General features: G+C 62.3%; 17 protein-coding genes and 2 pseudogenes. 11 read left to right on the top strand and 8 right to left on the bottom strand.

The annotated features are described in order from the left end of the window. Positions 1-66 precede the first annotated feature (66 nt). Together AC5Y5E_RS16245 and AC5Y5E_RS16240 are read right to left on the bottom strand one after the other, a co-directional pair. Positions 67-1,308: a spirocyclase AveC family protein gene (locus AC5Y5E_RS16245; protein ID WP_142393487.1), complete on the bottom strand. Its 1,242-nt coding sequence runs from the start codon at positions 1,306-1,308 to the stop codon at positions 67-69. A 294-nt stretch (positions 1,309-1,602) separates the two neighbouring features. Next, a complete protein-coding gene (locus AC5Y5E_RS16240) occupies positions 1,603-1,965 on the bottom strand; it encodes a DUF4286 family protein (protein ID WP_083174162.1) in 363 nt (120 codons plus the stop codon). Between the two features lie 326 nt (positions 1,966-2,291). Between AC5Y5E_RS16240 and AC5Y5E_RS16235 the strand changes: the two genes are divergently transcribed. Together AC5Y5E_RS16235 and AC5Y5E_RS16230 are read left to right on the top strand one after the other, a co-directional pair. Further along, on the top strand, positions 2,292-3,212 hold the full coding sequence (locus AC5Y5E_RS16235) for a TIGR03619 family F420-dependent LLM class oxidoreductase (RefSeq protein ID WP_499903991.1): 921 nt from the start codon (positions 2,292-2,294) through the stop codon (positions 3,210-3,212). Positions 3,213-3,318: 106 nt separating this feature from the next. Continuing rightward, positions 3,319-3,909 carry a TetR family transcriptional regulator gene (locus AC5Y5E_RS16230; RefSeq protein WP_083174144.1) on the top strand — a complete coding sequence of 197 codons (591 nt, stop codon included), beginning with the start codon at positions 3,319-3,321 and terminating at the stop codon, positions 3,907-3,909. 98 nt (positions 3,910-4,007) lie between these two features. Here the strand turns inward: AC5Y5E_RS16230 and AC5Y5E_RS16225 are convergent, their stop codons facing one another. Then, positions 4,008-4,838: an enoyl-CoA hydratase/isomerase family protein gene (locus AC5Y5E_RS16225; protein ID WP_083174143.1), complete on the bottom strand. Its 831-nt coding sequence runs from the start codon at positions 4,836-4,838 to the stop codon at positions 4,008-4,010. 282 nt (positions 4,839-5,120) lie between these two features. Here AC5Y5E_RS16225 and AC5Y5E_RS16220 point away from each other — a divergent pair. Beyond that, a pseudogene (locus tag AC5Y5E_RS16220) lies at positions 5,121-6,244 on the top strand (epoxide hydrolase family protein). A gap of 744 nt (positions 6,245-6,988) precedes the next feature. On the opposite strand, the gene AC5Y5E_RS16215 reads toward AC5Y5E_RS16220, so the two are convergent. Next, positions 6,989-8,008 carry a TIGR03617 family F420-dependent LLM class oxidoreductase gene (locus AC5Y5E_RS16215; protein ID WP_426626842.1) on the bottom strand — a complete coding sequence of 340 codons (1,020 nt, stop codon included), beginning with the start codon at positions 8,006-8,008 and terminating at the stop codon, positions 6,989-6,991. 171 nt (positions 8,009-8,179) lie between these two features. Here AC5Y5E_RS16215 and AC5Y5E_RS16210 point away from each other — a divergent pair, with 171 nt between their 5' ends. Genes AC5Y5E_RS16210 through AC5Y5E_RS16200 form a run of 3 tightly spaced genes read left to right on the top strand, consistent with a single transcriptional unit; the run spans position 8,180 to position 11,246 of the window. Continuing rightward, positions 8,180-9,046 carry an acetoacetate decarboxylase family protein gene (locus AC5Y5E_RS16210; RefSeq protein ID WP_158086250.1) on the top strand — a complete coding sequence of 289 codons (867 nt, stop codon included), beginning with the start codon at positions 8,180-8,182 and terminating at the stop codon, positions 9,044-9,046. After that, the gene (locus AC5Y5E_RS16205) at positions 9,043-10,098 is read left to right on the top strand and encodes an acyl-CoA dehydrogenase family protein (protein ID WP_499903990.1); all 1,056 of its coding nucleotides are present in this window, start codon (positions 9,043-9,045) and stop codon (positions 10,096-10,098) included. The genes AC5Y5E_RS16210 and AC5Y5E_RS16205 overlap by 4 nt, the downstream gene beginning before the upstream one ends. 5 nt (positions 10,099-10,103) lie before the next feature. Further along, a complete protein-coding gene (locus AC5Y5E_RS16200; RefSeq protein WP_083174139.1) occupies positions 10,104-11,246 on the top strand; it encodes an acyl-CoA dehydrogenase family protein in 1,143 nt (380 codons plus the stop codon). A 142-nt stretch (positions 11,247-11,388) separates the two neighbouring features. Here the strand turns inward: AC5Y5E_RS16200 and AC5Y5E_RS16195 are convergent, their stop codons facing one another. Continuing rightward, a complete protein-coding gene (locus tag AC5Y5E_RS16195) occupies positions 11,389-12,150 on the bottom strand; it encodes an SDR family NAD(P)-dependent oxidoreductase (protein WP_083174138.1) in 762 nt (253 codons plus the stop codon). Positions 12,151-12,327: 177 nt separating this feature from the next. Here AC5Y5E_RS16195 and AC5Y5E_RS16190 point away from each other — a divergent pair, with 177 nt between their 5' ends. After that, positions 12,328-12,978, top strand: a complete 651-nt coding sequence (locus tag AC5Y5E_RS16190) for a TetR/AcrR family transcriptional regulator (protein WP_158086249.1) — start codon at positions 12,328-12,330, stop codon at positions 12,976-12,978. A gap of 265 nt (positions 12,979-13,243) precedes the next feature. Then, positions 13,244-13,963 (top strand): annotated as a pseudogene (locus tag AC5Y5E_RS16185) (SDR family NAD(P)-dependent oxidoreductase); the annotation flags it as partial. Positions 13,964-13,972: 9 nt separating this feature from the next. On the opposite strand, the gene AC5Y5E_RS16180 reads toward AC5Y5E_RS16185, so the two are convergent. The 3 genes from AC5Y5E_RS16180 to AC5Y5E_RS16170 all read right to left on the bottom strand — a co-directional run bounded on the left by AC5Y5E_RS16180 (position 13,973) and on the right by AC5Y5E_RS16170 (position 16,987). After that, positions 13,973-14,752 (bottom strand): enoyl-CoA hydratase/isomerase family protein, encoded by a 780-nt coding sequence (locus tag AC5Y5E_RS16180; RefSeq protein ID WP_142275157.1) that lies wholly within the window; start codon positions 14,750-14,752, stop codon positions 13,973-13,975. Positions 14,753-15,020: 268 nt separating this feature from the next. Continuing rightward, a complete protein-coding gene (locus tag AC5Y5E_RS16175) occupies positions 15,021-15,413 on the bottom strand; it encodes a hypothetical protein (RefSeq protein WP_083174136.1) in 393 nt (130 codons plus the stop codon). A gap of 452 nt (positions 15,414-15,865) precedes the next feature. Then, positions 15,866-16,987, bottom strand: coding sequence for a spirocyclase AveC family protein (locus tag AC5Y5E_RS16170; RefSeq protein ID WP_142275155.1), 1,122 nt, complete (start codon positions 16,985-16,987; stop codon positions 15,866-15,868). Positions 16,988-17,470: 483 nt separating this feature from the next. On the opposite strand from AC5Y5E_RS16170, the gene AC5Y5E_RS16165 reads away from it, so the two are divergent. The 3 genes from AC5Y5E_RS16165 to AC5Y5E_RS16155 all read left to right on the top strand — a co-directional run bounded on the left by AC5Y5E_RS16165 (position 17,471) and on the right by AC5Y5E_RS16155 (position 21,959). After that, complete coding sequence (locus AC5Y5E_RS16165; protein ID WP_499903989.1) at positions 17,471-18,538, top strand: aromatic ring-hydroxylating oxygenase subunit alpha; 1,068 nt, start codon at positions 17,471-17,473, stop codon at positions 18,536-18,538. Next, positions 18,508-20,085, top strand: coding sequence for an AMP-binding protein (locus tag AC5Y5E_RS16160; protein ID WP_499903988.1), 1,578 nt, complete (start codon positions 18,508-18,510; stop codon positions 20,083-20,085). Before AC5Y5E_RS16165 ends, AC5Y5E_RS16160 begins: the two co-directional genes overlap by 31 nt. Before the next feature lie 77 nt (positions 20,086-20,162). Then, positions 20,163-21,959 carry an acyl-CoA dehydrogenase gene (locus AC5Y5E_RS16155; RefSeq protein ID WP_499903987.1) on the top strand — a complete coding sequence of 599 codons (1,797 nt, stop codon included), beginning with the start codon at positions 20,163-20,165 and terminating at the stop codon, positions 21,957-21,959. Positions 21,960-21,962: the final 3 nt, after the last annotated feature.

Below are 21,962 nucleotides of genomic sequence, written 5' to 3'. Positions count from 1 at the left end.
GAATCGTCATACGTCCTTGCTCAGGTTAAGTAGTTGAATCGTCGTTCGGCCGCTTAGTAGGTTTCCTCAGCCCCCGAGGTATACGTCGACCCAAGTGCGGCCGTCACCGGGGATGTCACGAGGCGAGCCGGGTTGACCACCAGTCGAAATGGGCCGTCCCGCAGCGGGATCGGGACATGGATACGGTGTTTCATGCCCGCAGATCCCATTGATCAGGTGCGACGGATAGACAGCGTGGCCGTCATTGTCGATCTGCAGGCCGATCCCGATCATCACGATGTTGTAGCTCAGGTAGCCGATGTTCGTCACCGCGGCGACGGCCAGGATCTGCAGGCCCACCTTTGCTTTGTTGGACACATTGAGGCGGTCGACCCCGCGCTCGACGACGGAATGGCCACGGTCATCTAGATAGAACCGCAGAACCATCAGCGGCGCCCAGGCAAGTCCACCCCACACCAGCGACTCATAGAGGGGGAATTGGTGCGATGTGCCTTTGAAGAGCGTCAGCCAGCTCACGGTGTTCGGATAGGCGATGATGTGCCCGTAGCACAGCACGGTCTCGATGACGAAGTCGGCGAGCAGCATAAAGCCGAGGGACCACAGGATGATGCCCAGCTTGCCGGTCTGTGGCCAGCGCCTCATTACGACCTTGCGCAGGAAACCGCAACCGATCATACACAGCGACGCACTCCAGATGAACCCGATGCCGATCAGGATGGTCGGCTCGGGCATGAGGTTGCCATGAGGTGACACCCAGCCGGGCATGTCGGTCGTCCACGACCCGAAGTTCATCATCAGCGACGAGTACGAGAACTGCGGCGTGACGTAGTTCAGAATCGGATCCCATTGGATCAGCAGCAGGTAGGCGACTATGAGGATGGCGTCGAAGGTGACCCGCCGCTCCCGTATGCATCGCCTGCCGACGTAGATCAGAGTTCCGATGACGGCAATGATCGTCAGCACCTGGGCGCCGATGTTCCAGGCCAGATCCCTGCCCAGCTTCGGGTTGTTGGCACCGATCGGCGTAGGCGTCGCACGACCACCGAGGATCCAACTCGACGCGACGTAGATCGCCAGGGCGATGAACGCCGCACCGACCGTCGCCCAAGCGACGATCGGAACCGTGGTCCGCACCCGCGGCGTCTTCATCAGCTTGTCAGGGCCAGCACTCGCGAGCGGCCCTCTTTCCAACGTCGTCATGCGCACGCCCCTTCGTGACGAATTCAACAACGAATCCCTATCTGTGAAATGTATAACGTGTTCGACACGATGGGAAGCAAAATCTAAATTCTGATCGAAAATAAGCAAACAGACCTCCGGCGACGCCTGCGCACACGCGGCGCGGACCCCGTCATCGAGGTAGGCGTCACGGGGGCCACCATCGGCGCAAGCGCTGCACCGCATTCGGTCATCCATGTCGTGAGCACCGCGGATTCGCTCATCGCGGGTAACCACGAACGGCCCGGTTGCATGTTCTCGGCTGGGCGCGTGAGCCGCGGCTGTCAGCCTCTGCTCGGTGTGTCGTCATGCGGGATGGTGCGGTCGGGATCGAATCGGCTCCAAACGCGCTGCGCCTATGATCGTCGACGCCAAATCCGGCTATCAGTTGTCAGCTTCCCTGCGCTCACCCCGCGGAGTCCAGCCCGTCACCGACACTGTGTTGAGGTCCAGCGTTTCGCCCAGCGTCAGCGTTCCGGCCGCGGTGCCCTTGAGCCACTCGGCCATGACCTGGTCGGGCTCGCGATCCAACTCGTATATCACCAGATATCGGTGCGCAGGCGGCGGCAAAGGAGCAGGCAAGTCTTCCTCGCGCACCTTCACCTCCGAGAGGTCGTAACGCTGTGCGGCTACCACTCCGGGCAGCGCGAGCACCTCGCGCACATGGCGTGTGTCGTACCACTCGTTGAAGGCGTCGTCTTGGCCTTCAATGGGATTGGTCATCACAAGAAAAAGGTTCTTGGCCACCGACACAACCCCCTTGGCAGTTCCGAGGTGGACATCTCACGCACTATGGCAGCCAACTGTCACACTGTCAACGCCAACTGAAGCGCGTCAGATCAGACCGCTCGACGTAGGTGGTATCCCGTTTCGTCCTTCGACATCACTTCGACCCAACCAACGGCATAAGCGTGGGACGGGTCGACACCGGTGGTGATGCGATGTCATTGACTCATCGTAACGCAGCGCATTGACTGATGACAGTCAACTGCCATACTGAGGTCCGTTGAATACGCCCGCGTCATTTCGATCCGGTGCGCACCCTATCGACCGATCCAAGGAGAAGGCCGCCCATGCGGTTCAGCGTCGTCCTGCCCAATAGCGTCCACGTGGCCGCGCTCACCCAACCGTGGGAGCGCGGCCTTGCCGGCACCGACATCGCCCACGTCGCACGCACCGCCGAGAAATTGGGCTTCACGCGCGTATTCATCCCGGAACACTTCGTGACACCCACATCGCACGTAGAACTTTCGGGCAATCACTACTTCGATGCCACGACAGCGCAGGCCTACATCGCCGGCGCCACATCGACGATCTCGATCGGATCGATGGTCACGATTTTACCGTTGCACAACCCCGTCATCGCGGCGAAGTCGATCGCAACGCTGGACTGGCTTTCCGGCGGCCGTGCGCAGGTGACGGTGGGGGTAGGCTGGCTCGAAGAAGAGTACGACGCCATCGGCGTCCCCTTCCGCAGACGCGGGCGGCTCACTGATGAATACCTCGCGGCGATGTTCGAAATGTGGCACAGCGACACGCCCGCCTATGACGGCGAATTCGTCAGATTTCGCGACATCGCGTTCGGCCCCAAGCCGATTCACAAGCCCCACCCACCAATCTGGATGGGCGGCGACGCCGAGGCCGTGCTCCGTCGAGCCGCCCGATTCGGTGATGGCTGGGCGCCGTGGCAGACCCGGCCCGAGGACTTCCCGGCCAAGCTCGATTACCTGAAGTCGCAGCCTGGCTACGATGGCCGTCCGTTTGCGCTTTTCTTCAGCTTGGCGTCACTGAATATCGGCTTGGCGCACGAAATCAACGACGACCCCCATTCGCAATTCGGTCAGAACGCTCAGCAGGTCATTGACAACTGCAACATGCTCGCCGGTCTGGGCGTCACCGATACGTGGGTGAATCCTCCACCGGTGGTTGACTTCAGCTCCTATCTCGATCATCTGCACTGGGTGTCCGAAGAAGTGATGCCGATAGCAGGTTGATTAAGGTTGGCAAGCCTGGCGACACGACTATCACCACGCTGCTGATCGCCGATGGAACCGGCGTTGTAGCCTCAGCACAACGTGAGGAACGTGCAGGGAGGACGGCATGGCGAGAGGTGATCGCTCACCGCGGTCCGAGCATGCCGCCCAAACCAAAGCTGCGCTCATTGACGCAGCGCTGAACCTCTTCAGTGTCAACGGATACGACGAGACCACGACCGACGAGATCGCGGCCGCCGCCGGCGTATCACCGAGAACGTTCTTCCGCTATTTCCCGACGAAGGAGTCGGTGCTGTTCTTTGGCGGACACGATTTCATAAACGCCTTCAAGACCGTGTACCTGGGCCGAGACGACGTGCTGTCCGACTACGAAGCGATGGCCGAATCCTTCGCGATCCTGGCACCGTCACTCAAGCGCATCCGTAAGAGGATCGCGCAATACTACGAAGCCGTCGAGTCATCCCTGGTCCTTCTCGGCCGCGAGCGCAAGATTTCTCGAGCCACTGCCGCCACGGTCGCCGACGTAGTCGCAAGACGGCGTGGGCTCTCGGCCCCTGATGCCGAGTGCGCGATGCTCGCCACGGTAGGGATGAGCCTGCTGGAAAGCGCTCTGAGCCAGTGGCTGGCCGGAAGCGCTCGCAGTCTGGACGACCTGATTCGGCAGGAGTTCGCAGCCTTACCAGCGTTGCTGACGTAAGGCGTTACCTGCCCGCAGCGGGCTCACGAGGCGGACGATACGCGTCCACATCTCGATCTCACGTTTACCAGCCGACGCCGAACGCGGGGCCATCGTCGTCACAGCCGTCCTGTGACGCGCAGTGCGGGATGGACCCATTCCGGCGACCGCTTCTCCTTGAACGCTGTAAAGCCTTCTCGCGCTTCGGGCCCCATGACGCTTTGGTACATGTTGATCCGATCGTACAGCCCCATGTAGTTGTCGAGATTGGCCTTGACCACTGCACGCGCCTGCGGTGCGGTTCGGCAGCATTGCGCAAGTACCTCGCGCGCAGTGGTCAGCAAGTCGTCGTGAGGAACGACGCGGGAAATCATCCCCCATTCGAGCGCCTCCTCGGCCGACAGTACCCGACCGGTGAACATCAGGTCTCGCGCGCGAACCGGTCCGATGATCCGTGCGAGCATCTGACTGTAGTAGGTGTCAGCAATGCCGCGGTACAACTCCGGTACGCGAAAAGTCGCGCGCTCGCTCACCACCGCCATGTCGCTGCACATCGCAATCTGCAATCCACCACCCTGCGCCAGGCCGTTGACCGCGGATACCACCGGCTTGGGCGACTGGCGCAAGGCCTCAAAAGGCGTGACATCCATTCCCAGGGCAAAAGCCAACTCCATCCAATTGTCCTCGGCGCGGTGCCCGAGATCGCCGCCGGGGGCAAAGACGTCCCCGGTGCCCGTGATCAGCAGCCCGGCCAAGCTGTCGTCTGCGGCCACGCGCGAGACGGCGTAGCGAATACCGAAATACATCGCCGCTGTCATGGCGTTGCGCGCGTGCGGACGATCCAGAGTGACTTTCGCTAGCGCACCGTCGCGCTCGAACCGCAGGTACGGTGTGCCGAGCCAGTCGCCGTCCGGCGGTCGAGGCTCACTTACACTGATTCCGTTCGTCATGGATCCTTCTCTGCTATCAGTGACACAGAACTGTCACATTAACAGTCAGCAGCCCGCACATCGTGCAGTAGAAGCGGTTCAATGCAATGGGTATGCCGATCCAGAGCCATTATCCCGACGGCCGTTTGCCGCAAACCTTGGGCGAATTCGTGGTCGCTGTCTCGGACAGTCCCGCTGAGCCCGGGCGAGATCTGCGCGCAATCGCTCATTGTCGATCTTGCTGTCCGCATGGTCAGCCGAGCGGACCAGTACGACAGTGGACTGCCTAATTGCGCCGGGTCGTTGCGCGAGGATCGGTGGCATGACCTCGATTTTCCCTTCCATATAGAGATCCCCGACACTGACCTTGTAGATCTGAAGGAACGCCTTGCTCGTGCGCGCTGGCCTGGGGCCGAATGCGTTGACGACTGGAGCCGCCAAGGTGTACCGCTGAGCTATGTGAGGCAACTTGCCGCCTACTGGGCAAGATTATGACTGGCGTGCCCGCGAGACGGCGCTGAACAGATTCGATCACTACACCACTGATATCGACGGGCTAACCGTTGACTTCATTCATCAGCGGTCCGGCCGTGATGACGCCTTTCCCATCGTGATCACGCACGGCTGGCCGGGATCGATCGTGGAGTTCCAGAAGGTGATCGAGCCATTGAATGAGCGCAGTTATGACGTCATCTGCCCGTCGCTGCCCGGGTACGGGTTCTCGGCCAAGCCGACCTCGACGGGGTCGGGCGTCGAGCGGATCGCGACAGCCTGGGAAGTCCTCGTCAATCGCCTCGGTTACCAGCGTTACGGTGCTCAAGGCGGTGACTGGGGTGCAGGAGTCGCTAAACAGATTGGGCGCAATGGCGGCAGTTGCGTAGCCATCCACCTGAACACGTCAGTGGGCTTTCCGCCCAACGACATTGGCAAGCCCACCGAGGAAGAGACGCTGGCGCTAGATCGACTCACTTATTACGACCGGTGGGATTCGGGCTACGCCAAGCAACAGTCGACGCGGCCGAAAACACTGGGCTATGGGTTGGTGGATTCCCCTGCAGGCCAGTTGGCGTGGATAGTCGAAAAATTCTGGTCATGGACCGACTGCGACGGCCACCCCGAGAACGCGTTAAGCCGCGATAAGATGCTCGACAACGTCATGCTCTACTGGCCGACCGGAACCGGCGCGGCTTCGGCCCGACTGTACTGGGAAAGTTTGGGCTTCTTCAGCGCAACCGGCCGAGTCGAACTGCCCACTGGCGTTGCGTGCTTTCCAAAGGAGATCATGCTGGCGCCGCGCCGATGGTGTGAGGCCGAATACAACATCACACACTGGGCCACGATGGCCCCGAGGCGGTCACTTCGCTGCGTTCCAACATCCAGAGCTCTTCGTTGAAGACGTGAACGCCTTCTTCGAGAAGGTGCGTTGAGCGACGAGGCTGTGGCGCAGGCCGTCTCGCTTCCCACCCGGCTGCCAAGTGCGCGGCGTGCACGAGGGGTTTACTTCTTCCTCGCGAGCGGCCGAAAACACTGAAATCTCAAGGATTCACGGCTGCACTGGCGGATGAGCCCGAGCACGTCGCTTCGATGTCGGACCGACGCCGCGTCCAGGCCCGCACATGGGACCGGGGCGACGTCCCGCTCGTCGAGGAGCACGGGGTTCGCAGTAGTGGCGCAGCAACGACGTGAGCACCTGCGGTGTCAGGTGTTGCGCCCACCTCCAGCTGACGGGAAGGGCTTGCCGTGTCACCGAACCCGCTCTTGGATGGATAGCTCTGGCTCATGACAGTCGACTGTCGAACTATCAAAGGACAATGCCACGCCGACAGCATTGATCTCAGGAAAGTGGTCGAGTGTGAACCGGACCCGTTCGAACCGGCGACCGGCCCCGTCTCCAATTTGACAGCAGATCATGAGTCCGCTGACACGACCCTCGTCGACTTGTCCGGGAAGAATGACCATCGAGGCACGGCACGACTAGTTCGAGGCGGCTCCGGGCTATCGGGTTCCAGCGCAATGGTTCGCCATGTGGGCTAGCCGCACCACTACCGCTGCCCCGGATTCTGTAGACCGACACTTGTCGCAGCACATTGCCGGAGACCTCGTAGGCCCCTCGAACCGGCATCGAGCGTGTGGGTGGGCGGCCGCCCTCCCTCGCGCCGTGATACATCAAGTCAGGATGGCCGCCAGTTGCGCAACTCCTCGACGATCGGCTGCCAGAGCTCTTCCGAGGTGGTATAAGGCGCAGCCAAAGCAACTCGGCTCAACACAGAACCGAATCTGGCCGTCAACGCGCGCGCCACATCCGGCGGATCGGCGACGACGGCGAAGGCGTCGAGCATTTCGTCGTCGATAACCTCGCCTAATTGGCTCCACCGATCAGCCTTGATCATGGCCCGCAGCTCATCACCGACCCCTTCCCAGCCGTGGGTCTGCAGGACGGGAAGGTACGCGGGGGTAGACGCGTAGAAAGCAATGCGGCTGCGCACTGCCGCATCGGCGGCTGCCCGAGCGTCCGCGGTTTCACCCGTTACGACGAACACCGCTCCACTGATCTGGAAACCGTCCAGATCCTCTCGACCCGCGGCCGCCCGGCCCTCGATAAGCGCAGGCAACGTCACGGAGCTGAGGTATCGCTCGGTTGTAAAGCTGTGCAGGAGAAAGCCGTCGGCGACCTCGCCGGCAACACGTGACATTTTGGGGCCCACGCCGGCCAGCAGTACCGGCGGATTGCCGTACGGGTTCGGCCCCGGATCGAAGAACGACGTCATGAGCGTGTGGCGGTAGAACTTTCCCTCATAGTCAAGTCGCTCGCCGGTTCGCCAGCTCCCCCAGATCGCCCGGATGGCCAGCACGTAGTCGCGCATCCGGTCGGCCGGAGCTGACCATGGCATGCAGAACCGGCGGCTGATGTGGGCTTTGACCTGCGAGCCCAGCCCCAGCATGAATCGACCTCGGGAGTAGAGCTGTAAATCGTTCGCAAGCACGGCTGTGGTCATCGGGTTGCGAGCGAACGCGACGGCGATGTTGGTGCCAAGGTCAACCGCGCTGGTGTTCTGCGAACACATGGCCAGCAGCGGAAACGGATCGTGCTTGATCTCGGGGATCCACACACCGCGATATCCGGCTGCTTCCGCCTTCTTCGTGGCGGTCAAAGCATCGACGTCATTCGGTGCGACCAGGTCGACGTCCATGACTCTCCTTGATCGGGGGACAGTGTCACCGGCGGGATGCGTCCACCGCAGCGCGGTCAGATTCTAACTACAGACAGATTCGATGGCGAAACCATGTTGATCCACTGCCACTTGTCCCATTATCGAACTTTCGGTAGATTTTGCTATACATTAGGGAAAGGGATGCTCGAGATGTCGTCAGCCGATCAGGGGTTCACCTGCCACCCGGGCGAGCGTTATGAAATGCCCATCGTGTTCGGCCCGACGGAGCTCCCGCAGGTATCGCGATGGGGATACCTGCGGGCGCTCGACATCAGCTTCGTCACCGATCCGGTCGCGGTGCGTCCGCTGGTACCGACGGAACTCGACCTCCCGGAGCAGCCGACGGTCATCATCAGCAGGCGCTCATTCGACCAGGTCGACTACCTCGCCGGCCATGGCTACGAAGAACTGTGTGTCGGTATCAGCGTGACCCACAACGGCGACGAGGGGGCGACCAGAGGCAACTTCTGGCCCGTGATGTGGGTCGACCAGATTCGGCCGATCACCGTGGGCCGGGAGTTCACGGGCTTCGCCAAGCTGGGCGCAGATTTCAGCCCTATTCATGACGAATCCGGCGACCTATCGTGGGAAATGTCGGAGTACGGAACGGTGTTGGCGCGTGGCACGGTGCGCAACGCGAAGCCAGTCGACGACGTCGCGTTGGAAAAGATCGCGCGGTCGGGCAGCATCGGATACGCGTTTTGTTCTCGCTACATTCCACCTGTGGTCAACAGTCCCGGTGTCGATGAGGTGACTCGTTGCGAGATGCGCTCGCAGATCACGTCCGTGCAGGTGGGTGAGGGCGAACTCGAGTTGTTCTCGCCCTCGTGGAAAGATGCCCCGAACGGGGCCCGCGCAATGTCGGCCTTGGCGGCGCTGCCGATACTCCAACTCCGTCGGGCCATGGTCATCGAAGGATCGTCCTCCTTCGACCGCTCGACGATCACTGCGCTGCCCCGCGTGCGATCTCTGAGGACCGCGACCACCGCTGTCGCCGCGAGTGGGTCGGCGAATTGAAGGTCAGCCTCAGCGAGGATCAGCGAGCAGTCGAAGAACTGTTCTCGGAGTTCTTCGCAAAGACTTCGGAACCGATGGTCGTCCGGCGAGCGGAGCCGCTCGGCTTCGACTCCGAACTGTGGGCGAAGCTGTGCGCTCTGGATGCGCCGGCGATGGGGGTCGCGGTGGAGAAAGGGGGCGGCGGAGCCGCCCTGGCCGACCTCGTGGTGTTGGGCGAATGCGTAGGTCGATCGGTAGCGCCCGTTCCCATCATCGAACACACCGTAGCCGTGCGCGCCCTACCCGAGCCGTCCGCTGAACTGCTCGCCGGGGACGAGGTTGCGACGATCGCGCTGCAATCTGCAACCGGTGGGCTCGACTGGGGCCTCATCCCCGCCGGAGCGGTCGCCCGCACCGTCGTCGGCCCGTGTGACGGGGCCACGGTAGCCGTGTCTGCCGAGGCCCCCGGAGTGGCACCTTCAAACCACGCATGCATGCCCGTGGCCTTTCGAACCTTCGAGCACGACACCGCAACGAAGCTGGGCGACAAGTCGGTGTGGTCACGCGCGCTGTCGGAGTGGCAAGTACTCACCGCCGCGTCACTCGTCGGCATCGCAGCGAAGAGCCTTGACACCGGAGTCGAGTACGTCAAGTCGCGCGAGCAGTTCGGCCGGCCGATCGGCGGCTTCCAAGCGGTACAGCATGGATTGGCCGATTTGCCGGGGCTCATCGATGGCGCCCGACTGCTCACTTTCAAAACGGCGTGGGCCATGGATACTTCGGATCCGACCGCACCGACGACCACCGACGTCGACGACAACGAGGTCGACGATCCCATATCGCTGGCTTTGATGGCCTACCTCTTCGCGACCGAAGTAGCGGCCCAGGTCACCGACCGTGTGCTGCATTACCACGGCGGGTACGGCTTTGCCGAGGAGTACGACATCGGTTTGTACTACCGCAGGGCGCGCGGCTGGCCGCTGGTGCTCGGCGACCCCGATGCTCAGTACCAGCGCTTGGCAGACCGACTGTTCGGGGCAGTCTGTACCAACGATGCGTCGAGAAAGCGGTAGCCGCAATGGATTTCAGTCTCTCCACTGAGGCGACGGCATTCCGTCAAGAGATCAAGGACGTCATCGCCCTGACTTACACCCCAGATCGTCGCGGTGAACACCATCGCACCGGCACATTCGCCTGCCCGGCCCTTTATCAGGAGCTCGCACGGCGAGGCCTGCTTGAACGAATCGTGCCGGGGCTGGGCAAGGGTGATCCGATCGAACTCTGGATCCTTTTCAACGAGCTCGAGAAGGCGTCGGTTCCCTACGACGCGCTCTCTGTGATTCTGATTGTTTCCGCGATGGTCAACCGACTAGGGTCCGACTTCCAGCGAGAACGCATCCTCTCCTCACTGATTTCCGCGAAATCCTATGCCTGCCTTGGCTACAGCGAGCCAGGGAGCGGAAGTGACGTTGCCTCCGTATCGACGCGCGCAGTTCGCGATGGCGAGCAGTGGGTGATCAACGGATCCAAGATGTGGACGACGATGGCCCACGAAGCCGATTGGATCCTGCTTCTGACGCGCACCGACCCGGCACTTCCCAAACACCGCGGTCTCACCATGTTCGTGCTTCCCATGGACACGCCCGGCATCTCGGTGGAACCGGTGTGGACGATCGGATCCGAGCGCACCAACGCGACGTTCTTCGACGATGTCCGCGTGGGCGATGAATGGGTCCTTGGAGGCGTTAACAAGGGTTGGGCGGCGATGGGCGTGGGGTTGACGTTCGAGCGTGGCGTCGTCGGAGAGACGAACAGCGGTGTTGCGCTGTTGCGACACTTTCGGCAGTGGGCCGAAGAAACCGGTGCGGCGCACGACCCAGCCATCCGACACCAGATGGCCCAGACAGCTATTGACAACGAAGTCGCGAAGCTGCTGACACAGCGGTCGGCGTGGCTGGCGGCCAGCGGTGAATTGCCCCTGGTCGAGGGTGCGATGACCAAGCTATTTGCGACGACGGCATATCAAAAGGCTGCCCACTGGTTCCAACAGCGGGCCGGAGCGGCGGGTTTGCTTCGGTTCGGCGAGTCTGGCGCGGCCGCGGAAGGTTGGATCGAGTACGAGGGACGTCACGCACCGCTGTGCACAATCCGCGGGGGCACTACCGAGATCAACCGCAACATCGTGGCAGAACGCCATCTCGGGCTTCCGAGATGCGTCTGACGCAATTGCATTTGGCGACTTGGCTCTTGATCTGACGGCCTGGACTTGAACCGAACGAGGCTATCCAGCCACCGTTCATCACGGTCGGCGTCCACGCGATGGGCTGGCCGAACCGCGCGCACGATCCGTGGCTTCGTCACAGTTAGCGGGCTGGCATCCTCAGGCCCGCGTCCAGGCGCACAACTTCTCCATTGAGCATAGGGTTCTGCACGATGTGCATGACGAGCTGGCCGAATTCGCTCGGCCTTCCGAAACGTTTGGGATGGGGTATTACCCGGGTCATCGCGCCGAGTGCCTCGTCGGGCAGGACGCCGAGTAATGGCGTTTCGAAGAGTCCCGGCGCGATAGCCATCACGCGAATGGCATGACTCGCCAGATCACGGGCCAACGGCAGCGTCATCGCCGCGACGCCTCCCTTCGAGGCAGAATAGGCGACCTGGCCAATCTGCCCGTCGTAGGCGGCGATCGATGCGGTATTCACGATGACACCCCGCTCTTCGGCGTCGAGCGGGGTGGTCGTCATCCGGGCGACCGCAGACCGGATGACATTGAACGTGCCGATCAAGTTGACGCCGATCACCCTGGCGAAATCCGCCGTCGGGTGTGCGCCTTCTCTGCCGAGCACGCGACGAGAGATACCGACCCCGGCGCAATTCACGACTATCCGCAAGTCGCCGGCCGACTGCGCAAGGTCGAGTGCCGCTTCGACAGTGGATTCGTCGCATACATCCGTTGGCGCGAACAGAACGTCATCGCCGAGGTCGGCCGCAACCGCTCGACCGGCCGAAGACGGCAGATCGGCGATGACGACTGTCGCGCCACTGTCTCGCAACGCTGCGGCGGCTGCAAGCCCCAGGCCGGAAGCGCCCCCAGTGACCAGCGCTACCGAACCGTCCATCCGCACCGCACGAACCCTTCCAATCAGCACCTATTTTCTACCAACCAGCAGAATACAGGCCTGGGCGCGCCACCCGCACAATCGTGCACGACGGGACGATGCCGAGCGATGCGGATGCCGGTCCGGCCCATCGCACGCGTCAACGGCGACCGGAGAATTGCGGGGTTCTCGTATACTCGGGCGGTGACGACGAAGAAGCGGACCCGGGCGCCATTCGCGAAGTCCGCACGAACGCGGGCGCGGATCCTCGATTCCGCCGCGCGGGTGTTCAGCCAGAACGGATACGCCGCCACGCGCCTCACTGACATCGCGGAGGCCGCCGATGTCAAACAAGGCAGCCTGTACTACTACTTCGATTCCAAGGACACCCTTGTCGGAGACATGTTGCGCCTGGGACTGCAAAAGACCCACGAGCACGTCGTCGCGGCCGTCGAAGCCTTGGGCGCCGACGCCTCGGCGACCGCACGTCTTCGCGCCGCGATTCACGCTCACGCGGAGGCCGTGATCGAGGCCGTCGACTACACGGCAGCCAATGCACGCATCGTCGGCCAGCTTCCCGACGAGCTCCGCAAACGCCACATCCGCGTCGACCAGCGGCCCTACGGCCAGCTCTGGGACGGACTGCTCAGCGATGCGCGCGACGCCGGCGAAATTCGAGACGACCTCGACCTGCAGACCCTGAGGCTCCTCATCCTCGGATCGCTGAACTGGACCGTCGAATGGCCGGACCGAGCCAAGCGCTCGCCTGAAAAGGTTGCGGACATTCTCATCGCAGCACTGTTCGACGGAATCACTACTGGGGACCACTCGGTCCGGATGCAGGCCGGCGCCTAGCGCCTTCGTCCGTCCACGTCATTCGCGGTTGGGACCACCGTGCCGAGGCATTCGATCAATCGGTAAACTATATAACTCCTTATAGGAACCGAGTCTGCGCACCCTCGCCATGGGGCGCTTCCACCACATTCCCCTGCGGCATGTCGTGGCCAACTCGACGGAGAAAGTTCATATGGAGCTGGGAGTGAAGGACGCGCGGGTAATCATCACCGAGGCGACCGCAGGCATGGGACTGGCAACCGCGCACGTCTAAGCGCGAGAGGGGGCACGACTAGCCCTTCTGGCGCGCGGGCGCACACAGCTCGATCAGGTGGCGGCCGCACTCCGCGACGCGGGTAGCCCCGAGGCGTTTGCGGTGCCCACCGACCTTGCCGAGGCGCAAAGCGTGCGAGCGGCCTTCCAGCACATCGAATCCTGGTGGGACACCGCAAATGTCCTGATCAACACCGTAGGGCCCGGCCTCGGACTAGTGGCTGGGTTCGATGAACTTTCCGATGACGATTGGACGAGAGCGCTGGAGCTTATTCTGCTCAGCGCCGTGCGGACCTGCCGCGCCGCACTTCCGCTGCTGCGAGCTGCCGACTGGGGGCGGATCGTCAACATCTCAGCCCACTCCGCGCAACGGCAATCACCCAGGCTGATCGCATACACAGCCGCCAAGGCCGTATTGACCAGTATGACCAAGAACCTGTCCCAGACACTCGCCCCGGAGGGCATCTTGGTCAACACCGTCTCGCCGGGAACGTTCATGACCGAGCAGGTCAACAAGTTCATCGAGGCGCTGCCCCACCAGTCCGCCGGGCCGCGCACCGCCGAGGAAGTCGGCGTGCTCCTGCAACAAGTTTTCGGCGACGCTCTCGGCTACCTCGGCCGCGCCGGGCGCCCCGAGGAGATCGCACCGATGATCGCGCTACTGGGCTCGCGCCTCAACTCGTTCACCACAGGGGCAGATCTCAACGTGGACGGCGGCTCGGACTTTCGCTGAGTCGCAGAGCTACCGCAACCTCCACTGCGGCTTGCCGGCTGCGACGCGAGTCACCTTCACCGTCTCCACCCCGTTGGCCAACTGCGTGTAGTGCACGCCATTGCGGATGGCATCGGTACGTCCGACGTCGAGTGAGTCCCAGATCGCCTTCACCGTTCCCTGCACCGCCAGCGGCTCGTTGGCCGCGATCTGGTGAGCGATCTCGTCCGCGCGTGGCCAAAGCTCCTCACGTTCGGTAACTTCCGATACCAAGCCCATCTGCATGGCGCGGGTGGCCGACATGCGTTCATTAAGACCCATGAGAGCGATCCGCAGCACTTCACCCAGCGGCATCCGGGCGGCGAGCCCCACAGGCTCGAGCACGGCGGCGAGCCCGTAACTCACATGCGGATCGAAGAAGGTCGCATCCTCGGAGCTGATGATGATGTCCGCCTCATTGAGTAGGTAGAAGGCGCCGCCCGCCGCCATCCCGTGCACCGCACAGATGACCGGCTTCCACACCTGATTCGCCTTCGGGGACAGATAACCGCTGGGATCCTCGCGGCTCCACAGATTTCGCCGTGACACCATCTCCAGCGTGTCGTCGGTGTCCACGCCCGTGCAGAAAGCGCGCTCACCGGCAGCTCGCACCACGACCGCGTGCACCTCGTCATCGAATCGCACATGCTGCCAGACTTGCGAGAAATCCTCGCACATACGCTGATTGAAGGAGTTAAGCCGGTCGGGTCGATTCAGCGTGATGGTCGCGACGTGACCGTCCAACCGGTAGAGCAGCGTTTCCAGTTCCATCATCGCCCCTTCGAAACGGTCGGCCGATCGTCGTTGCCAATTTTCTACAGTCGCCACCCGGCACCCACTAGTTATCGAATCGGAAACAGATTCTAGCCTGTCGTGAGACGCCATTCGGGCGGCAGCCCGGGATACCAAATGGTTCTCGATGCGGTTAGGCGCGATAGGGATCCGTCATGTGGCCTGCACGCGTCCACTACCCGCGGAAGTCCCGCGCACTCGCCCGGCAACCCGCACACCCGAGGCTTATGGTCGAATGACCCCTCACCTAAGAAGCCTTTCGTTGTGACACCCACGGCATCTCGGGATCGGCGACCATCACCAGCAACTGGTAGCCACGCTTGCTCAACTCCTCGATGATCGCGGCGTAGGCCGCCGCGGTCCACCCAGCGGGCGAACGCAAGACGACGCCGTCTGCGAGATCCAGGTGATCGATGTCGAATACCAACCCGGCCAACCCACGCGCCGTACCCGCGTAGGGCAGTCCCTCCCCCATCGCATCAGTCCCGTTGCGCATCCGCCGGCACGCCGTGGCGTTGTCGACTTCGATGCATGCGTTGACGGCCAACAGGATCGGACGTTGCCTACGTCCGCGCGCAAACCGCGCCGCGCGCTCCTCGCCGACTCGCTTCTTGGCTTGCCGAAGGTCGCTGGCCGCCACGATTACGGCTGGACGCACGAAAATGCGGCCATCCGAGCCGAGCAGCGAACTTCTCCGGCTCCTCGCCGGGTTCGCGATTGCGGGGCGCTCGGCCTCAGAGACCACGAGCGCCACACGGAAAGGACGAGCAGCATGCACGATAGTGGAGGTATTCGCTGAGCCCACGCCTGACGAAGTCATCGCACGGACCCCTTCGACGAAGTTCAGGTGCCAACGCAGGCTTCGAGATCCGGTCCGCTTGCCTCAACACCAGCTGCAGCTAGAATCTACTCCGCTATAGAAAATTTTTCAATGGCAAGTTGTGACTGTAGGTCTACTTACGGGATCGCGTCGGCTGGTTTGAATGGTCATGGTTCCTTGGTCGAGAACGGATAGGGTCGTGGCGCAACACGACTCGTGGGCCCACCACCGCCCTACCACGTCCTTTCCGCGCTATGGCAGGCGCGGCTGGGTCAACGCCCGAGATAAACGTCGACCCAGGTCCGGCCATTGCCCGGCACGTCGCTCGGCGATGCCGGCTGGCCGCCCGTAGGTATCGGCGTACCGGTCCCCGGGGTGGTGCATTTGTTCCGCGGGCCGCAGAGCGAGTTTGTCAGGTGCGACGGGTAGACCGCCGAGGCATCATTATCGTTCTGCAGGCTGATGCCGATCATGACGACGTTGTAACTCACGTAGCAGATGTTGGTCACCGCGCCGAGCGCCAGAATCTGCAGGAGGACCTTCGTCTTGTTGGACACATTGAGGCGATCAACGCCGCGCTCCACGACCGAGTGACCGCGGTCGTCCAGGTAGAACCGCAGCACCATCAGGGGCGCCCACCCCAGCCCTCCCCATACGAACGCTTCGTAGATTGGGAACTGATGAGATGTCCCCTGCCACAACGTCAGCCAGCCCACGGTGTTGAAGTAGGCGATGTTGTGCCCGAGACACAGAATGCTCTCGATGAGGAGGTCCATGACAGCCATGAAACCGACCGACCACAGAATGATGCCGAGCTTACCGGTCTCGGGCCACCGCCTCATCACGACCTTACGCAGGAAGCCGCACCCGAGCATGCATAGCGCTGCGCTCCACATGAACCCGATTCCGATCGCGGCGGTCGGCTCAGGCATCAGGTTGGCCCGCGGCGACACCCAGCCCGGCACGTCGGTCGTCCAGGAGCCGAAGTTGATCATCAACGAGGTATACGAGAACGTCGGTACGACGTAGTTGAGGACCGGATCCCATTGGACGAGCATCACGTAGGCGATCATGAGCATCAGGTCGAAGGTGATGCGCCGTTCTCTAATGCATCTCCGGATCACGTAGATCAGCGCGCCGACGACGGCGATGATGGCCGCCGCCTGAGCGCCGATGTTGAACGCGATCTCGCCGCTCGTCGGCTCGTCCACACCAAGGGGGGTTGGCGTTGCGCGACCGCCGAAGATCCATTTCGACGCAATATAGGCCGCGAGCACCATGAACAAAGCGCCGATCGTCGCCCAGACGAGGATTGGACGCGTGGTCCGCACCCGCGGCGTTTTCTTGAGCGTCTCTACGCCGCCCAGTCGCGGCTCGACCTCCACGGTGGCCATCAGCACCTCCCTGTGATCAGTTAAACAAATTACTTACGCTGTGAAATCTAGCGCAGAGTCGAACCGAGTGGAAGCTAGAATCGAAGCATGAACAGAAAATAATCAGGCATCTGCAGGCTGCCCTGACTCGATCTCGGACATGTCGCCGGTCCGAGGGCAGCGCTAGGACGCTCGCGGGCGCAACCTGATTGAAAACCCGCGCCTGCGGCTCGCGCCTGTGGGCGAACGTGTTCGCCGAGCCCTCGGATGAAGGCAAGCTTGCTCGCGCGTCAACAACGGCCAACCAAGCGGCGATGCTGTCGTGCCTCCGCTTGCCTCACCACCTAGCTGCAGCTAGAATCTACTCGTCTATAGAAAATTGCAATAGCAAGCTCCCAGAGGTCGAGGATCGAAACAATGCAGGTCGCTGTCCAACACGAGCTCATCGAGCGCTACCGCAAGCTCGCTGAGGCGAATTCCACACAACTGAGCGATGGCCCGCAGATGTTGCTCGCCGGCGAGTACACATCAAGCGAACAGCTGGAGCAGGAACGCGAAATCCTGTTCAGGCGTCACCCGGTGGTGGTAGCGCTCACCGCAGACGTGCCGGATCCCGGGGCCGTCTTGGCGACGCACATCGACGGGGTGCCGCTGCTGGTGGCTCGGGCCAAGGATGGACGCGCCCGGGTCTTCATCAATGCGTGCCGGCATCGCGGTGCGCCACTCGTCGAACCCGACTGCCGCAGAACAGGCGCCAGAAATCTGAGCTGCCCGTTCCATGCGTGGTTGTACGCGCTGGACGGCAAGCTGATGCGCAGGCCGATCGCCCAGGATTACTTCAACGGTGAGTCGTCCAACCTGAAGGAGGTCTCCTCCGACGAGGCACACGGTCTGATTCTGGCTCGGCTCGACGGCGCCCCCGTGGACGCCAACGCCTACCTGGGCCGGTTGAGCGAGGATCTGGACAGTTTCGGGCTGGCCAACTTCCATCACGTGGAGACACGCAAGGCAATCCAAAACGCCAACTGGAAGATGATCATCGACACCTTCCTCGAGACATACCACGTCTTCTCGCTGCACAACTCCTCGATCTCGCGGCTCTACCACTCGCGCCCCCAGCTGTTCGACGCGTTCGACCAGCACTGCCGCAGCATCGGCATCCGAAAATCGATTGATGACATCGGCGAGGACCGCAGCACCTGGCAGTTTCCCCCGCACGCCACGATTCACTACATCGTCTTTCCCAATACCATCGTTGTGCATCAGCTCGACCATTTCGAGGTATGGCGGATCTTCCCGCATGAGGAGCCGGGCAGCGCCGTCGTGGAAACGAGCATCTACGCACCGGAACCGCCCAACGACGACACGATCAAGAAGTGGATTCTCAATCTCGACATCCTGATGCAGGTCACCGGTCAGGAAGATTTTCCGATGTGCGGGAAGATCCAGACGGGGCTGGACAGCGGTAGTGTCGATTCGCTGGTGTTCGGCCAGAATGAACTGGGGTTGATCCATTTCCACGAACAGATTGCCGAAGCCCTGTGCCCAGTGAATTCTGGTACGACCCGCTGACGCCGGTCAGCTTCCTTCGCCGCGCCGCGGCCATTTACGGCGACAACACCGCCGTCATCGACGGCGAACGCACGTTCAGCTATCGCGAGCTGCTCGACCGGAGCACGCGGCTGGCCGGCGCGCTCAGCGTCCTCGCCGGCGGAAACGCCGTGGCGATCCTCGCGCCGAACAGCCACATGTTGCTCGAAGCGCACTACGGCGTGCCGTGGTCCGGTTCGCCTCTGCTCACGCTCAACATACGGCTGTCTGCGCCTGAGCTCGCCTGGATCATCGGCCACGCGGAAGCGGCCGTCCTCATTTACGACAGTTCGCTGTCATCACTGGCCCACGCGGTGTCGGATCTGGCCGCCGAGCGGGTGAAACTGGTGTGTTGCGGTGGGGAAGATGACGAATACGAACGGCTGCTCGCCGATGCGGAGCCTCGGATCCAGCCGATCACCGACGAGAACGCCTTGCTCTCGCTCAACTACACCAGTGGCACAACCGGCAAACCCAAGGGTGTGATGTATCACCACCGCGGGGCATACCTGCAGGCGGTCGCGATGGCCAACCAGATGCACCTGGACAGCAGCTCGAAGATGCTGTGGACGCTACCGATGTTCCACTGTCACGGTTGGTGCTTCACATGGGCGGTGACGGCGGCTGGGGGCACCCACGTGTGCCTGCGGGCGGTGGATCATGCGGAGATTTGGCGGCTGATCGACGACGAGGGCATCACTCATCTCAACGGCGCACCCACCGTGTTGACTTCGATCGCCTACGGCGACGGGGCCCACCGGCTGAATGCCGCACACAAGCTGCTCATCGGCACCGGCGGCGCCCCGCCGACCCCCACCATCCTGGCGCGCCTCGCCGAGCTGAACATGGACGTCATTCACCTCTACGGACTCACGGAAACCTACGGGCCCGCCGTTATCTGCGAATGGCAGCAGACCTGGGATTCGCTCGACCCGCCGCGCCGCGCGCGGCTCAAGGCCAGACAAGGCGTGTGCAACATCGTCTCGCAGCCTATTCGCGTCGTCGATGCTGATGGCGCTGACGTTCCGGCGGACGGACAGTCGATAGGCGAAGTCGCGATTCGCGGAAACAACGTGATGGCAGGCTATTTCAAAAACCCGGAAGCAACTGCTGCTGCCGTGCCCGACGGTTGGTTCCGCACCGGTGATCTCGGCGTGCTCCACGAGGACGGGTACTTGGAGCTCCGAGACCGCAGCAAGGACATCATCATTTCTGGCGGTGAGAACATCTCGTCGATCGAAGTGGAAAATGCCATCGCCTCGCACGAGTCGGTGCTCGAGGTCGCCGTCGTCGCCGTACCCGACGATCGCTGGGGCGAGGTTCCGGTCGCACACATCACCCTGCGTCCGGGAGCCACCGCCGACCAGGCCGACATCGAACGACACGTCCGCGAGCAAATCGGCGGGTTCAAGGTGCCCAAGCGAATGGTGTTCGGGGCGCTGCCGAAGACCGGCACCGGCAAGGTGCAGAAATTCGCGCTGCGAGAACAGTGGCGTCAGAAGCTGCAGTCACCTGACGTCACAGTCTAATCAGCTACCGGCGCACCGTCAGGCTCGTCACCGGCGTCATGCGGTGTGCCGCCACGATCCAACACCAGGGAGCGTCCATGCCCAACGATCTCATCTCACGGCGCGACGTCGACTTCCTCCTCTACGAGTGGCTGGGTGTCGACGAACTGCCGAAGTGTGAGCGCTACTCCGACCACAGTAGGGAGACGTTCGACGGGGTGCTCGACCTTTGTGAGCAACTCGCCGAGAAGTACTTCGCGCCGCACAACAAGCTAAATGACACCAGGGAGCCGACGTTCGATGGACGTCACGTCCACGTCAACGCCGAGGTGAAGCGAGCGCTCGACGCATTCGCGGCCGCGGACCTCATCGGCATGAGTATGGATTACGAACTCGGGGGCGCGCAGCTGCCGGTCACCGTGGCAAGCGCGGGCTTCGCCTGGTTTCACGCGGCCAATGTCAGCACCGCAGCCTATCTGATGCTCACCATGGCCAACGCGAACTTGCTGGCCACATATGGAAGCGCGCGTGACCACGAGCTCTTCGTCAAACCTATGCTCGCTGGGCGGTTTTCGGGGACCATGTGTCTCTCCGAGCCGCAAGCCGGGTCGTCGCTCGCCGACGTCACCACCCGCGCCGAACCCACCGACGACGGCCATTACCGACTTTTCGGCAACAAGATGTGGATCTCGGGCGGTGAGCACGAGATGACCGAGAACATCGTGCATCTGGTTCTCGCGCGCATCGCCGGGTCACCAGCGGGGGTCAAAGGGCTTTCCCTGTTCATCGTGCCCAAGTTCCTGGTCGATGAGGATGCGGCGATCGGAGAACGAAACGACGTCTCCCTTGGTGGACTCAATCACAAGATGGGGTACCGCGGCACGACGAACACCGTCCTGAACTTCGGTGAGGGTGCCCATCGCCCGTTGGGTTCGGCAGGTGCAGTGGGGTACCTGGTTGGCCAACCCAATGCCGGTATTTCCTACATGTTCCACATGATGAACGAGGCCCGGCTTGGCGTCGGTATCGGCGCCGTTGCACTGGGATACACCGGCTACCTCAAGTCGGTGCGATACGCCAGTGAGCGGTTGCAGGGCCGCGTCCCAGACCGCAAGAACGCGGAGGACAAGCCCGTGCCGATCATCGCCCATGCCGACGTCCGCCGAATGTTGCTGGCTCAAAAAGCCTACGTCGAAGGCGCTTTGGCCCTCGCGTTGTATTGCGGATACCTCATCGACACGCGTGCCAGTAGCGAGGACAAAAAAGACGCCGAAGAATCTGCGCTACTGCTTGATGTGCTGACACCTATTGCCAAGAGCTGGCCCTCGCAGTGGTGCCTCGCGGCCAACGATCTCGCGATCCAGGTACATGGAGGCTACGGATATACCCGCGACTACGACGTGGAACAGCACTACCGCGATAACCGCTTGAATCCGATACATGAGGGCACGCACGGCATTCAGAGCCTGGACCTGCTCGGCCGCAAAGTAACTCAGCACAACGGCGCAAGCCTGGCCTTGCTGTCCGACCGCATCGGCAAGGCGATCGACGGCGCGGCTGCCCTGGGCGGGGAACTCGCACACCTCGCCAATCGACTGCGTGAGCGGTGGGCCCGCCTGGTCGAAGTAACAGCGAAACTTGTCGATGAGTCCGATCGCGAACTGGCGCTGGCCAACAGCGCGATCTATCTCGAGGCGTTCGGCCACTTGGTGATTGCGTGGATGTGGCTGGACTTGATGATCACCAGCGCGCCGAAGAACACTGACTTTCACGCTGGCAAGATGCAGGCCGGCAGGTTCTTCTTCCGCTACGAGCTGCCCCGCGTCGATCCCCAGCTCGATCTGCTCGAGACCCTCGACAGCACGACCGTCGACATGAAGACGGAATGGTTCTGAAAC

This window comes from Mycobacterium sp. NGS54, assembly GCF_059812465.1.
The sequence above is the reverse complement of the archived record's forward strand: the minus strand, read 5'-3'. Positions and strand labels throughout refer to the sequence as shown.

Coding starts and splice junctions, on each gene's coding strand:
- AC5Y5E_RS16155 (WP_499903987.1), top strand. CDS start 20,163: ATGCCCAACGATCTCATCTCACGGCGCGACGTCGACTTCCTCCTCTAC.
- AC5Y5E_RS16225 (WP_083174143.1), bottom strand. CDS start 4,838: ATGACGAACGGAATCAGTGTAAGTGAGCCTCGACCGCCGGACGGCGAC.
- AC5Y5E_RS16230 (WP_083174144.1), top strand. CDS start 3,319: ATGGCGAGAGGTGATCGCTCACCGCGGTCCGAGCATGCCGCCCAAACC.
- AC5Y5E_RS16180 (WP_142275157.1), bottom strand. CDS start 14,752: ATGGAACTGGAAACGCTGCTCTACCGGTTGGACGGTCACGTCGCGACC.
- AC5Y5E_RS16200 (WP_083174139.1), top strand. CDS start 10,104: ATGGATTTCAGTCTCTCCACTGAGGCGACGGCATTCCGTCAAGAGATC.
- AC5Y5E_RS16170 (WP_142275155.1), bottom strand. CDS start 16,987: ATGGCCACCGTGGAGGTCGAGCCGCGACTGGGCGGCGTAGAGACGCTC.
- AC5Y5E_RS16210 (WP_158086250.1), top strand. CDS start 8,180: ATGTCGTCAGCCGATCAGGGGTTCACCTGCCACCCGGGCGAGCGTTAT.
- AC5Y5E_RS16165 (WP_499903989.1), top strand. CDS start 17,471: ATGTTGCTCGCCGGCGAGTACACATCAAGCGAACAGCTGGAGCAGGAA.
- AC5Y5E_RS16235 (WP_499903991.1), top strand. CDS start 2,292: ATGCGGTTCAGCGTCGTCCTGCCCAATAGCGTCCACGTGGCCGCGCTC.
- AC5Y5E_RS16215 (WP_426626842.1), bottom strand. CDS start 8,008: ATGGACGTCGACCTGGTCGCACCGAATGACGTCGATGCTTTGACCGCC.